Consider the following 12,285-nt stretch of genomic DNA (forward strand, 5'->3'; position numbering starts at 1 on the left):
TGTCGTGGGAGAAGGCCCCGGGCACGATCCGGTTCCCGCAGCGCAGCTATGGCGGCGTGATGAGACGGCAAGCGTGCGAAAAATGGCGCGGGGGCGGGGCGATCGCCGACCGGATCACGTCTGATAGAACAGGACTTGGCCGTCGGGGCGAATCTGCAGCAGAGCATCGAAGTCCCGCAGATTGCGCGTCAGCACGCAGAAGCCGAGCTTGAACGCCTGCAGGAACAGGACACAATCATGAAGTGCGCCCATGCGGTCGTCCTTTGCATAGCCCTGGATCCGGCAGAGCATGCCCGCATAGACGGCGGCGCTTCCTAGGGTCTCCGCGTCAGGGGTGAAGATCCGGTGCGCCGGCATCGCGTCGATCGCGGTTCCAATCGCCGCGACGGCCTGGGCGCTGCGAGGGTCCTTGGGATCGAGGACCCCCACTGTGTGCATCAACTCCTGGATGGCGACGGTGCTGTGGTTCACGATCCGGATGTCGAGGAGGTCTTCGACCAGAGGCGATGCCCTCCCCTGCATCTGGTCGATGTAGACGCACGTATCGAGCAAAAGCGGACGGCCCGCATGCGCCTGCCCCTCAAGAAAGGGCAAAGCGGCATCGTCCCGGCGCTGCAATGCCGTCTTTGGTCCCTGCCGACGCAGCCGTTCCGCGGCCTTGAAGGTGAAGACCACGCGCTAGAAGCTCAGGTCGAGTTCCGGGTCAACCGATGCCCGCAGCGTGCGGAATACGTCCGCGAAGCCATCCTCGATGGCGATGTTGGCGAGCGCGAACTCGATCAGCGCGGTGTCAGAGTGAAGCCCCGTCCGGGCCTTGGCGCGTTCGATCAATTCCGGCGCGACGCGTCCGGAGATCCGGCTGGCCTTGCCCCGGGTCAGGCCGCTTTCCTGCGCGCGGGCCATGACGGCGGTGACGGAAGGGGCAAGGGATGTCTCAATCCCTGAGGCCTGCCTCGGCTGCGAACGATCCCCAGCCATGGCGATGCTCCGACGATGTTCAACAAATCGTATGATCCGGCAACGTAGTGGGCCGGACCTCCACGCGCAATCATCTCATCCGGCTTTGACCGACTCGCATTGAGCCTGTTCTCAGCCCGCCGGCACCCACCCGCCCCGCGCCCCAACGCCCGCCGCGGTGAGCACCAGCACCGAGCGGCCAGGCAGCGGCACTGTGTCGTCCGGCCCGTAGGACGGGGCGCCCGGCGGGACCGTGCCGGTAGGCTCGCCCGTGTCGAAGACCGGCAGCCAGGGGCCGCCGATCACTGGGGCGAGACGGAAACCGAGGGCCTCCACCCTGGCATTGAACAGGAGCAGCAGGCGGTCGCCCGCCCCGTCGTTGCCGATCTGCATGCCGAACACCTGGAGGCCGTCATCGGCCCAATGGCGGTTCTCCATCTCGGTGCCTTCGGGGGCGAGCCAGTGCACGTCCCGCAAAGGGGCGTCCGGGGCGACCGGGGCGCCGGTGAAGAAGCTGCGCCGCCGCAGGGCCTGCTGCGCCCGGCGCAGGGCCAGGAGATTGGCCACGAACGTGGCGAGGCTCGGATCCGGGTCGCTGGTCCAGTCCATCCAGCTCGTCGGATTGTCCTGGCAATAGGCGTTGTTGTTGCCGCCCTGGCTGCGCGAGCGCTCGTCGCCCATCAGCAGCATCGGCACGCCTTGGGCCAGCATCACGCTGGCCAGCATGTTGCGCTTCTGGCGAGCGCGCAGGGCGAGGATCGCCGGGTCGTCGGTGTCGCCCTCGACGCCGTAATTGCAGCTGACATTGTGGCCGTGGCCGTCGCGGTTGTCCTCGCCGTTGGCCTCGTTGTGCTTCTGCTCGTAGGCCACCGTGTCGGCCAGGGTGTAGCCGTCGTGGCTGGCGATGAAGTTGATGCTGGCCAGCGGCGAGCGCCGGGACGGGGCGAAGACCTCGCGCGAGCCGGTCAGCCCCTGGGTCAGCTTCGCCAGGGTGCCGGAATCGCCCTTCCAGAAACCCCGGGCGGCGTCGCGGAACTTGTCGTTCCACTCGCTCCAGCCGCGCGGATAGCCGCCGAGCTGGTAGCCGCCCTCCCCGATGTCCCAGGGCTCGGCCACCATCTTGACCCGCGCGAGCACCGGATCCTGGGCCACCGCCTGGAAGAAGGCCGCCTGCGGGGTGAAGGCCAGGGGCGAGCGCCCGAGGCTTGAGGCGAGGTCGAACCGGAAGCCCGCGATGCCGTAGGCGGTGACCCAGTGGCGCAGCGAATCCAGCACCAGCTGCATCACCCGCGGGTGGCTCACGTCGAAGGTGTTGCCGCAGCCGGTGCAATCGATCGTGCGGCGCCGGTCCGCGGCGTCGAGCTTGTAGTAGCTCGCATTGTCGATGCCGCGGAACGACAGGGTCGGGCCGCTGTGGTCGCCCTCGGCGGTGTGGTTGTAGACCACGTCGAGCCAGGTCTCGATCCCGGCGGCGTTCAGCTCGCGGATCGCCGCCTTGAGGCCGCCCGGGGCGCCCTCCCCGCGGTAGCGCGGATCCGGAGCGAAGTAGTTCAGGGGCTGATAGCCCCAGAAGTTAACGAGCCCCTTCTCGACCAGGAAGCGGTCATCCGCGAAGGCCTGGATCGGCAGCAGCTCCAGGGCGGTGACCCCGAGCTTGACCAAGTGCGCGATGATCGCCGGGTGAGCGAGCGCCGCATAGGTGCCGCGCTCCGCTTCCGGGATGTCGGGATGGGTGCGGGTCAGCGCCTTGACGTGGGCCTCGTAGATGACCGTCTCGGTGAGCGGCCGCCGCACGGGGGCCAGCGCAAGGTCGGGCACTTCGGGGGCGGTGACCACGCCCTTGGGCATGTAGACCGCGCTGTCGCGCCGGTCGATCCTGTCATCTCGCCGGTCCTCCCGGCCTCGGCGGTGGCCGTAGAGCGCGTCGTGCCAGCGGATCCGGCCGCGGATCTCCCTTGCATAGGGGTCGAGCACCAGCTTCGAGGGGTTGAACCGGTGGCCGTTCGCCGGATCCCAGGGCCCGTGCACCCGATAGCCGTAGAGTTGGCCCGGCAGCACCCCGCGCAGGTAGCCGTGCCAGACGTCGTCGGTGCGGCAGGGCAGCCGGACCGTGCGGGTCTCGTGCCGCTCCCCCGGCTCGAACAGGCAGATATCCACCGCGGTGGCGTGCTCGGAGAACAGGGCGAAGTTCACCCCACGCCCGTCGAAATGCGCGCCGAGCGGCGCCGGCACCCCGTCATCGACGGCGATCATGGGCAGAGTCCGGGTTTTTGGGACATGGACCGAGGCGCGTGCCGGCGCCGGCGGGCGAGGTCGGCCGTCAGGGCGTGCGGCAAGGCTCTCGGAACAACGTCATCGACGGGATGAGGCTCGGGTCCCCTCTCCCGCACGGGAGAGGGGGCGCGGCTTGGCCAGCCAGAGCGATGGCGCCTCAAAGCGGTATCGCCATCGTCGGCGTCAGCGAGAACGATTCGGCTACTCGGCGGCCGCCGCGGTGGTCGGGGGCTCGCGCTCCATCGTGCGGAAATTCTCCAGCTCCGACAGGAAGTTGCGGGCCCACCAATCGACGTCCTCCCGGGTCATGCGCTCGACCATCGGCCGCCAGCGGGCGACGCGCTCGGCCTTGGGCATGTACAGGGCGGAGCGGATCGCCTCGGCGACCTCGAACCGGTCGTAGGGATTGATCAGCAGCGCCTCGGGCATCTGCCGGGCCGCGCCGGCGAATTTCGACAGGACCAGCACGCCGGGATCGTCCTCGCTCTGCGCGACCACGTACTCCTTGGCGACGAGGTTCATGCCGTCGCGCATCGGCGTCACCAGCCCGACCCGGGCCGCCCGGTAGAGGCCGGCCAGGACCGGGCGCGGATAGGCCTTGGTGATGTACTGGATCGGCGTCCAGGCCGGGTCGCCCAGCGCGCCGTTGATCTCGCCGACCTTCTCGTTCACGTCCCGGGCGAGCTGCTCGTATTCCGGAACCTCGCTGCGCGATTTCGGGGTGATCTGGATGTAGGTGACGTTGCCGCGCTGGTCGGGATTGGAGGCGAAGAAGCTCTCCACCGCCTCCATCCGCTCGGACACGCCCTTGGAATAGTCGAGCCGGTCGACGCCGATCAGCAGCTTGCGGGTGCGCAGGCCCGCGATGGTCTCGCGCACCACCTTGTTGGAATTGGCCTTCTCGGCGGCCTCCTTGAAGCCGGCGACATCGATGCCGATCGGGAAGGCGCGGATCCGGGTGCGGCGCCCGTCGACCATCAGCGAGCCGCCGCCGAGCGGGATCGCCCGCTGGGTGTCGACCAGGTTGCGCTGGAGGTTCTGGACGTCGGCCTCGGTCTGCAGGCCGATCAGGTCGTAATCGACGATGGCGCGCAGGAGCTCGCCGCTCGCCGGCAGCGAGTTGAACACGTCGGCGGCCGGCCAGGGGATGTGGTGGAAATAGCCGATCGGGTTGTCGAGCCCGAGGCCGCGCAGCTCGGCGGCGAGCGGCAGCAGGTGGTAATCGTGCACCCAGATGATGTCGTCGGGCTCGACCAGCTTGGCCAGCGCCCGGGCGAAGGTCCGGTTGACCCGGCTGTAGCCGGCGTAATCCGAGCGCGAGAAGGCGCCGAGGCCCAGCCGGTAATGCATGATCGGCCACAGGGCCCGATTCGCAAAGCCGGCGTAATATTCCAGGTGGTCCTGCGGCGAGAGGTCGACCACGGCGTACTGGACCCGGCCCCGGTCGATCAGGGTCGGCTCCTCGGAGGGCTCCTCCGTGATGTTGCCGCTCCAGCCGAACCACAGCCCCTCATAGGCGGTGAACGCCTCCTTCACGGCGACGGCGAGGCCGCCCGCCGCAACCGCCTTCCCGCCATCCTCGGGGATGGCGACGCGGTTCGATACGATCACAAGGCGTGCCACGCGGGTCGGCTCCGGATCAGGGGCGCGGCTCGAGTCGAGGACCTCGCCGCGCCTGCATCGGGACTTCTCAGTAGCAGAACGCGCGGAGACCCTGCGCGATCCTTTGTCAGGGCAACCCAAGCGTGAAGCCGGGCGCGGGTCAAGTCGAGCACCCCGCCGCACCGGACAGGATCGCCGCCCTGTCCGATGCTCGCGGCGCGGTTCGGGCCTCGCGCGGCCAGCCCTTGAAGGCTCTTCGCGGCGAGGCCCGGGATGTGTCGAAGGGCCACCGAAGGGAAGCCGTCATGCAAGCGTGACGGTTCTGCCGGATCCTGCCTGAACGCCGGCTGAGCGAGGGCCGACGCGCCGCGTGGACCCGTCGCGCCGACGCCGCCCGCCGGACCGCACGCCGCGCTGGAACCGGTGACAGCCCAGTCGGTTACTCAGCCATCGCGGGGGCCGCGGTCGCCGCGAGCGACGCCGTCCCTGCGCCGCGAGGAGTGTTTTCGAGATGGCCGGCAACGAGTTCCCGCAGGATGCGCCCAAGGACCCGCTGAAGGATCCGGCGCATGACCGGCCCGGCGAGACCGCCGGCGAGCGCGCCCAGTGGCGTGCCCTCCAGGGCGATGTCGAGGGCCTGGCCGACGAGGCGGCCGAGCGCGGCCGCGGGCTGATCGACGCGGCGCGTCTCCAGGCCCAGGATTACGTCGAGCGGCGCAAGAGCGACGCCGCCCAATCGGTCCACGAGCTGGCGCAGACGATCCGCAATTCCGGCCGCGACCTCGGCGACAAGCCGAACGTGCGCGCCTTCTTCGACAGCGCCGCCGACGGGCTCGAGCAGCTCGGCTCCTCGATCGAGCGGCGCAGCCTCGGCGACTTCTACGGCGAGGCCGAGGCCTTCGCCCGCCGCGCCCCGGTGGCGGTGGCGGTCGGCACCTTCGTGGCCGGCCTGATCGCCGCCCGGTTCATCAAGTCGTCGAGCCTGCCGCCGGAAGCGCCCGACGGCGACGCCCGCGACAGCTTCCGGGCCTGACCGATGGCCCAGGGTCCTGATCCGCGCCAACCCGGCGCCTCGAGCATCCAGAGCCTGATCGGCGATGCCCTGCGCGAGACTAACGAGCTCGCCCGCAAGGAGATCGCGCTGTTTCGCGCCGAGATGGCGGGCAATGTCCGCCAGCTCATCGTCGGCTTAGCCTGCATGGTCGGCTCGGCCGTGTTCGCCGTGGTCGCCCTGCTCGTCCTGATCGGCGCCCTCGTGAAGTGGCTCGCCACTATCGTGGGCTCCGAATGGCTCTCGGCCCTGATCGTCGGCGGCGTGCTACTGGTCATCGCCGTGGGTATGGCTCTGTGGGCACGCAGCGTCCTGTCCCTCTCCACCCTGGCGCCGACGCGCACGACGCGCCAAGTTCGCCAGGATGCCCAGGCCCTGTCGGAGCGCGTATCCGGATGAGTTCGATGACCGACCTCGAGAAGGAAATCGAGGCGAGCCGCGCACGGCTCGACGAGACGATCGACCAGATCCAGGGCAAGCTCTCCGTCCCGAACATCGTGGACGAGATGCTGGGCAATGCCCGGCGCACGCCCGCGCTGAGCGGCGTCTATGATGGCGCCCTGGAAGCGGTGCGCCGCAATCCCGTGCCGGTCCTGCTGATCGCCGCCGGGGTGGGGCTGTTGTTCAACCGGATGGCCCGGGATGCCGAGCGCCGCCGCACCCAGGTCTCGGCCGAGCGCGTGGCCACGCTGAACACCGGCACGGCCCGTGGCTACGATCCCGATCTGCCGACGGCGCGCCCCGTCCGCGATCCCCTCGAGAAGACCGAGATCTGACGCGCAAGACGATTCGAGCCCGGCCCGACGGCCGGGAGGCGCGACGCTCCCCGCGTCGCCGAGACGGACATCCGAGGACCCCGCCATGACCGACAAGCCGACCCCCTCCAGCCTCCCCGAGCAGCTCGCCGCCCAGGCCGGCATGCCCACTGGCACCGGTGATACCAGCCTGCGGCCGGATCCGGCCGGGCACGGCGATCCGCGTTCGGCCCCCGGCGAGGCGGCCGGCGACTTCACCCTCCGCCCCGACCCGCGCGGCCTGCACGACCCGCTCCCGCCCGGTGCCGCGACGCGCCCGATCGATGCGGCCGCATCCGCCAAGGAGGGGGCCCAGGAGGCCGCCGATCGCGCCGCCGACCTCGCCGGGCAGGCCCGCCAGACCGTCTCGGACCTGGCCGACGATATCGGCAACCGCCTCGGCAGCGCCGCCGATCAGGCCCGCGCCCGCGCCGCCTCGGCCTATGACGAGGCCCGGGAGCGCGCCGCCGCCCTGCACAAGCGCAACCTGCGGGCGCTCGACGACATCACCACCCAGGGGATCGACGGGCTTCAGCGCGGCCGCAGCACGGTCGAGCGCTTCGTGGACGACAACCCGCTGCTGGTGGGCGTCGTCGGCGTCGCCGCCGGCCTGCTGCTCGGCGCGCTGCTGCCGCGCACCCGCCAGGAGGACCGCAACATCGGCCCCTGGGCCGACGAGGTCCGCGACCAGGGCCTGCGCTACGCCCGGGAGGTGACCAATATGGGCCGCGAGTTCGTCCAGACCGCCCTCGACCCGGACAACCTCAACGCGGCGGTCCGCAAGGCCGCGGATTCCGATGGCCACACGCCGCCGGCGAACGAGCGGGCTGCGCACAACCTCTGACCACCGGCGAAGACCGCCGCCACGTCGATCTGAGGGCCGGAGACGCGATGTCGTCTCCGGCCTTTTTTATCGCTTGAACCGGTTCTTCAAAGCTTCGTTCGCCCGGACCTGCCAGCCCGGCCCGCTGGCGCGCATGGCCTCGATCACGTCCGCATCGAGGCGCAGCGTGATCTGCCGTTTCGGCTGATCGGCCTTCGGGCGACCCGGACCGCGCTTGAGCAAGGCCACGCCATCCCCAGGAACAGCGCGCGCCATCATCGCGTCGGTCAGTTCCGGGATTTCCTCATACTCTTCGGCGGTGATCGTGTGAGCGTCGACCTTGGCGAGGTCGGTGGCGCCAATCCCCTCAGTGGACGAGCGAGGCGTATTTCTTCTGCTCCCGGGCATTGGCCTTCCTCATCGAGAACACGTGCCGATCGTCTCCGCGCGGTGTCCAGCAGATCACGACCATTCGTCCGGCGAGGAAACCGACCGTGACCAGACGATCCTCGCCATAATCGTGCCGCTCATCCAGGAAGGTTACGCGCGGGCCGGCGAAGACCTGTTCCGCGGCCTCAAAATCGAGACCGCGTTGATCGAGCGTCCTGTCGCGCTTCGCGGAATCATAGGTGATCGCCACGCCTCAGGCGTAGCACCACGAACGCGGATGTCGATCATTAATGGCGTGCCGGAAACTCGGTTCCGCCATGTCGGTTTTCGCTCTCGCGAGAAGTCCGGCGGCGTTTGCGTCCGGAGCGTCGATCAGGCGGCGCTTGGCTCCCCATACAGCCCCGCATGCGCCTCGCGGAGCAGGTTTTTCTGCACTTTGCCCATGGTGTTGCGGGGCAATTCGTCCACGAACAGGACGCGCTTGGGGCATTTGAACCGGGCGAGCCGGCCCTCCAGGGCCGTCACGATTCCCGCCTCGTCCGGGGCGTTCGTCCCGCCGACCACCACGGCGGTGACCGCCTCGCCGAAATCCGGGTGCGCCAGGCCGATCACCGCGGATTCGACCACGCCCGGCAGGGCGTCGATCTCGGTCTCGACCTCCTTCGGGTAGACGTTGAACCCCCCGGAGATGATCAGGTCCTTGCCGCGCCCGACGATGTGGACGTAGCCCCGGGCATCGACCTTGCCGAGGTCGCCGGTGATGAAGAAGCCGTCCGGCCGGAACTCGGCTTCGGTCTTCTCGGGCATCCGCCAGTAGCCCTTGAACACGTTCGGGCCCTTCACCTCGATCATCCCGACCGCGTCCGGGCCCAGGGCCGCGCCGGTCTCGGGATCGACCACCCGCAGGGAGACGCCCGGCAGGGGGAAGCCGACCGTGCCGGCGACCCGGTCCCCCGTATAGGGGTTCGAGGTGCTCATGTTGGTCTCGGTCATGCCGTAGCGCTCGAGGATGGCGTGGCCGGTGCGCGCCTGCCATTCCCGGTGCGTCTCCGCGAGCAGCGGCGCCGAGCCCGACACGAACAGGCGCATGCCCCTGGCCGCCTCTTGGGTGAGGCCGGGTTCCTTGAGGAGGCGCGTGTAGAAGGTCGGCACGCCCATCAGGGCGGTCGCCCGGGGCATCAGGCTCAGGATCAGCTTCGGGTCGAGGCGCGGCAGGAACAGCATGGTGCCGCCGCTCGCCAGCACCGTGTTGGTCGCCACGAACAGCCCGTGGGTGTGGAACACCGGCAGGGCGTGGATCAGCACGTCGTCTTCGGTGAAGCGCCAGACATCCACGAGCGTGCGGGCGTTCGACGCCAGATTGTCGTGCGTGAGCATGGCGCCCTTGGAGCGCCCGGTCGTGCCGGAGGTGTAGAGGATCGCGGCGAGGTCGTCCGGCCCCCGGGGCACGTCCGCGAACGCCGTCTCGTGCCGGTCCGCGGCCTCAGCGGCGCTGCCGGTTCCCGCCGCATCCAGGGTCCAGACCGCGCGGATGCCCGCGGCGGCCTGCACCAGGGCCTCGCGCCGACCCGGGTCGCAGACGAAGATCGTGGGCTCGGCATCGCCGAGGAAATACCCGATCTCCGCTGGGGTGTAGGCGGTGTTGAGCGGCAGGAACGCGGCGCCCGCGCGCACCACCCCGAGATACAGGAAGATCACCTCGGGGCTCTTCTCGACCTGGACCGCCACCCGGTCGCCGGGCTGTACGCCGGCCGCCTGCAGGGCCGCCGCGTAGGCGCCGGAGCGGGCGATGAGATCCGCGTAACTGTATCGGCGCCCTTCCGGCGTCTCGATCACGGTCTTGGCGGGATCCGGGACGCCGTCCCGGACCAGGGAGAAGAGATGGTTCGTCATCGTGAGGCTGGAGCTATCACGGACCGCAGGGTTCAGGCAGCCATAGAACCGTTCCGGATCGCCCCGCAATCGCGGTCCGCCTCTCGCCTCCGCTTTCCGGGGCCTCTGTCAGGCCGCCAGCCGCTGCCGCGAGGACAGGAAGGCGCCGTCCGGGACGCGCTCGGGGGCGAACAGCCCGAGGCCGACGGGTACCGGAATCCCGACATCGATCGCCTCCATGCCCGCCGCCGACCTGACCCTGGGCGCTGGTGCACGGGCTCGCCGCGCTGATCCTCGACCGCCTTGTGCCCCTGGAGGCCGGCGAGACCGAGGCGGTCGCCCGCCGGATCACCGGGCAGTTCGCCCGGCTGGCCGCTAGCCTTACCGAGGCGTGAGCCGGGCGGTCAGGCCTCGGCCAGCACCACCGCCCGCGGCGGCGGCAGCTTGGCGCGCAGCTCCCGGGTCACCGCCGGCGAGGCCGCCACGGTGCCGAGATTGGCGTAGGTCTCGTGGTTCTTCTCGATCGCCGCGAGATCGTAGAGGTAGTTCACCATCAGCCCGTGCGACTGGGCCAGCCCCTTCTTCGAGGTGTCGCCGAGGAAGTTGATCCGGTCCAGACGGGCGCCGTTGCCGAGATGGAACCGGGCCACCGGGTCGAGCGGGCGCCCGCGCTCGTTCTTGGCGCGCAGGAAATAGGCGGCCGCGGCCGGGATCAGCGCCTTGCGCACCGTCTCGGCCCGGGCCTTGTCGGCGTGCCAGTCCGGATCGTCCAGCGCCCGCAGCACCTCCACGTCCTCCGGCAGCAGCCCCTGCGGGCTGTCGGCCCGGCGCTCCCGGGCGAGCCAGGCGGCGAAGCCCGGCACCGGCGAGAGCGTGACGAAGGTCTTGAGCGAGGGCACCTCGCGGGTGAGGTCCTCGACCACCTGCTTGATCAGGAAATTGCCGAAGGTGACGCCGGCCAACCCCTTCTGGCAGTTGGAGATCGAGTAGAAGATCGCCGTGGTCGCCGCCCGCGGCTGCAGCGGCTTGCGCTCCCGCGACAGGATCGGGGCGATCGCCGGCGCGACCTGATCGGTGAGCGCCACCTCGACGAAGATCAGCGGCTCGTCGGCGAGCGCCGGGTGGAAGAACGCGAAGCAGCGCCGGTCCGGCGGCTCGATCCGGGCGCGCAGGTCGTCCCACCCGGTGATCGCGTGCACCGCCTCGTACCGGATGATCTTCTCGAGGATATGGGCGGGCGTGGTCCAGTCGATGTGCCGCAGCACCAGGAAGCCCCGGTTGAACCAAGAGGCGAACAGGTGCTCGAAATCGGAATCGAGGCTGTCGACCGCGTCGAGCACGGCGGGGTCCGCGTCGGCGCCCGTGCGCAGCGCCTTGCGCAGGTCGAACAGGTCCTCGCGCATCCGCACGAGGCTCAGCGTTCCGCCGCGGGCCAGGTTGAGGCGGCGGATCAGCTCCTGGCTGCGCGGCTCGGCGGCCTCGTGCAGGGTGCCGAGGCGGGCGCGGGTCGGGTCCGCCCGGTAGGCGGCGATCGCCTCGTCGACGGCGGCATGGTCCGCGTCGAAGTCGAGGGCGATCCCCCGCAGGAAGGCGTGGCGCTCGGTCTGGCCGAAGCTGGCGTAGCGGTCGAGGATCAACCGGGCCAGCGCGACCCCGGAGGCCTCGCCGCGCCGCGAGATCAGGTCCTCGCACAGCTTGACCAGCTCGCTGGCGCTGGCCCGGCCGGTGATGTCGCTGCGGCCGATGCCGATCAGGTCGCGGCCGCGCTCGCTGATGGTCTGGAGCAGGTCGCCGAAGAAGGAGATCGCCGCCATGACCCTCGCACTGACCCCTGTCGGACCGGACCTGACGCGTCTCCGGTCTCATGACGCCGGCGCATGGCCCCGCGCATCCGTGAGGGCCCGGCCCTCGGTGCATGCTGGTCCCGGCTCTGAGCCACCATTCTACGGTGGCGGGGCGGTCGCGACCAGAGCTTGACCGGTCGCGAAAGGCTCACCGTGCGGCCCCGAGACGAAGGTCGTGTGACGGCGCGATCCCGGAAGGCCTCAGTGCCGCTCGGCCAGGGTGGCGAGGTCGGCCCGCTCCCGCCAGTCGCCGATGCCGTGGTGGCGGGCGAAGCGGAGCTCGGCGGCCCGGAGGGCGCGGTCCGGGTCGCGGGCCCGCATGATCTCGACGGCCCCGATGGTGAAGGGCACCCCGAGGATCTCCTTGGCAAACTCGACGCGGTAGTTCGGCATCCCGTACTCCCTGCTGCGGTTTTTCCGGACGTGTCGTTCGGAACGAATCCGGCCCGAAAACCGTATCCGGGTCACGAACCCAATTGTGCGTTCGACGCCCGGCACGCGGACGGCCGGAACCGCGTCGATGGCATATGGTGCAGGACGCCGGACCGTGAAGGGGCGCGAGGCGTGACCGAGGGCTGCAGCCCGGGCGCTTGCCGCATGGCGCGCCCGGCCCGTATCGGTCCCGGCTCTTCCCTCCCCGACACGGATTCCACGATGGCCCCCATGCCGGCCCTGAAG

General features: G+C 70.2%; 14 protein-coding genes. 5 read left to right on the forward strand and 9 right to left on the reverse strand.

Translation table 11 applies throughout. From position 1 onward, the window contains the following. Positions 1–114 precede the first annotated feature (114 nt). From BMZ47_RS23425 to BMZ47_RS23440, 4 genes are all read right to left on the reverse strand, one after another. The gene (locus tag BMZ47_RS23425; RefSeq protein WP_091864431.1) at positions 115–675 is read right to left on the reverse strand and encodes a type II toxin-antitoxin system VapC family toxin; all 561 of its coding nucleotides are present in this window, start codon (positions 673–675) and stop codon (positions 115–117) included. A gap of 3 nt (positions 676–678) precedes the next feature. After that, the gene (locus BMZ47_RS23430) at positions 679–978 is read right to left on the reverse strand and encodes a hypothetical protein (RefSeq protein WP_007558731.1); all 300 of its coding nucleotides are present in this window, start codon (positions 976–978) and stop codon (positions 679–681) included. 111 nt (positions 979–1,089) lie between these two features. Further along, positions 1,090–3,210, reverse strand: a complete 2,121-nt coding sequence (gene glgX / locus BMZ47_RS23435; protein ID WP_091864432.1) for a glycogen debranching protein GlgX — start codon at positions 3,208–3,210, stop codon at positions 1,090–1,092. A gap of 222 nt (positions 3,211–3,432) precedes the next feature. Then, positions 3,433–4,854 (reverse strand): alpha,alpha-trehalose-phosphate synthase (UDP-forming), encoded by a 1,422-nt coding sequence (locus tag BMZ47_RS23440; protein WP_007562772.1) that lies wholly within the window; start codon positions 4,852–4,854, stop codon positions 3,433–3,435. A gap of 490 nt (positions 4,855–5,344) precedes the next feature. Between BMZ47_RS23440 and BMZ47_RS23445 the strand changes: the two genes are divergently transcribed. The 4 genes from BMZ47_RS23445 to BMZ47_RS23460 all read left to right on the forward strand — a co-directional run bounded on the left by BMZ47_RS23445 (position 5,345) and on the right by BMZ47_RS23460 (position 7,522). Then, positions 5,345–5,866: a hypothetical protein gene (locus BMZ47_RS23445; RefSeq protein ID WP_007562770.1), complete on the forward strand. Its 522-nt coding sequence runs from the start codon at positions 5,345–5,347 to the stop codon at positions 5,864–5,866. A gap of 3 nt (positions 5,867–5,869) precedes the next feature. Further along, on the forward strand, positions 5,870–6,283 hold the full coding sequence (locus BMZ47_RS23450) for a phage holin family protein (protein ID WP_007562768.1): 414 nt from the start codon (positions 5,870–5,872) through the stop codon (positions 6,281–6,283). 5 nt (positions 6,284–6,288) lie between these two features. Then, entirely contained in the window at positions 6,289–6,660 is a 372-nt protein-coding gene (locus BMZ47_RS23455; RefSeq protein WP_208601096.1) for a DUF3618 domain-containing protein, read from the forward strand. Positions 6,661–6,745: 85 nt separating this feature from the next. Next, the gene (locus BMZ47_RS23460; protein WP_091864434.1) at positions 6,746–7,522 is read left to right on the forward strand and encodes a hypothetical protein; all 777 of its coding nucleotides are present in this window, start codon (positions 6,746–6,748) and stop codon (positions 7,520–7,522) included. A 66-nt stretch (positions 7,523–7,588) separates the two neighbouring features. On the opposite strand, the gene BMZ47_RS23465 is transcribed toward BMZ47_RS23460, so the two are convergent. From BMZ47_RS23465 to BMZ47_RS23475, 3 genes are all read right to left on the reverse strand, one after another. Next, entirely contained in the window at positions 7,589–7,909 is a 321-nt protein-coding gene (locus BMZ47_RS23465) for a BrnA antitoxin family protein (RefSeq protein WP_091864435.1), read from the reverse strand. Next, positions 7,869–8,141 (reverse strand): BrnT family toxin, encoded by a 273-nt coding sequence (locus BMZ47_RS23470; protein ID WP_091864436.1) that lies wholly within the window; start codon positions 8,139–8,141, stop codon positions 7,869–7,871. Before BMZ47_RS23470 ends, BMZ47_RS23465 begins: the two co-directional genes overlap by 41 nt. Before the next feature lie 122 nt (positions 8,142–8,263). After that, positions 8,264–9,784, reverse strand: a complete 1,521-nt coding sequence (locus tag BMZ47_RS23475) for a malonate--CoA ligase (RefSeq protein ID WP_091864437.1) — start codon at positions 9,782–9,784, stop codon at positions 8,264–8,266. 248 nt (positions 9,785–10,032) lie between these two features. On the opposite strand from BMZ47_RS23475, the gene BMZ47_RS29215 reads away from it, so the two are divergent. Then, positions 10,033–10,158, forward strand: a complete 126-nt coding sequence (locus BMZ47_RS29215; protein WP_280142762.1) for a hypothetical protein — start codon at positions 10,033–10,035, stop codon at positions 10,156–10,158. 9 nt (positions 10,159–10,167) lie between these two features. Here the strand turns inward: BMZ47_RS29215 and BMZ47_RS23485 are convergent, their stop codons facing one another. Continuing rightward, positions 10,168–11,577: a malonyl-CoA decarboxylase gene (locus tag BMZ47_RS23485; protein ID WP_091864438.1), complete on the reverse strand. Its 1,410-nt coding sequence runs from the start codon at positions 11,575–11,577 to the stop codon at positions 10,168–10,170. A gap of 231 nt (positions 11,578–11,808) precedes the next feature. Then, entirely contained in the window at positions 11,809–12,000 is a 192-nt protein-coding gene (locus tag BMZ47_RS23490) for a hypothetical protein (protein ID WP_007562754.1), read from the reverse strand. Positions 12,001–12,285: the final 285 nt, after the last annotated feature.

Source organism: Methylobacterium brachiatum, assembly GCF_900113845.1.
In the GTDB taxonomy this organism is placed as follows: Bacteria; Pseudomonadota; Alphaproteobacteria; order Rhizobiales; family Beijerinckiaceae; genus Methylobacterium; species Methylobacterium brachiatum.

Excerpts from the sequence above, each read along its gene's own strand:
- BMZ47_RS23430 (WP_007558731.1), bottom strand. The coding sequence starts at position 978 with ATGGCTGGGGATCGTTCGCAGCCGAGGCAGGCCTCAGGGATTGAGACA.
- glgX (WP_091864432.1), bottom strand. The coding sequence starts at position 3,210 with ATGATCGCCGTCGATGACGGGGTGCCGGCGCCGCTCGGCGCGCATTTC.
- BMZ47_RS23445 (WP_007562770.1), top strand. The coding sequence starts at position 5,345 with ATGGCCGGCAACGAGTTCCCGCAGGATGCGCCCAAGGACCCGCTGAAG.
- BMZ47_RS23450 (WP_007562768.1), top strand. The coding sequence starts at position 5,870 with ATGGCCCAGGGTCCTGATCCGCGCCAACCCGGCGCCTCGAGCATCCAG.
- BMZ47_RS23455 (WP_208601096.1), top strand. The coding sequence starts at position 6,289 with ATGACCGACCTCGAGAAGGAAATCGAGGCGAGCCGCGCACGGCTCGAC.
- BMZ47_RS23460 (WP_091864434.1), top strand. The coding sequence starts at position 6,746 with ATGACCGACAAGCCGACCCCCTCCAGCCTCCCCGAGCAGCTCGCCGCC.
- BMZ47_RS23465 (WP_091864435.1), bottom strand. The coding sequence starts at position 7,909 with ATGCCCGGGAGCAGAAGAAATACGCCTCGCTCGTCCACTGAGGGGATT.
- BMZ47_RS23475 (WP_091864437.1), bottom strand. The coding sequence starts at position 9,784 with ATGACGAACCATCTCTTCTCCCTGGTCCGGGACGGCGTCCCGGATCCC.
- BMZ47_RS23485 (WP_091864438.1), bottom strand. The coding sequence starts at position 11,577 with ATGGCGGCGATCTCCTTCTTCGGCGACCTGCTCCAGACCATCAGCGAG.
- BMZ47_RS23490 (WP_007562754.1), bottom strand. The coding sequence starts at position 12,000 with ATGCCGAACTACCGCGTCGAGTTTGCCAAGGAGATCCTCGGGGTGCCC.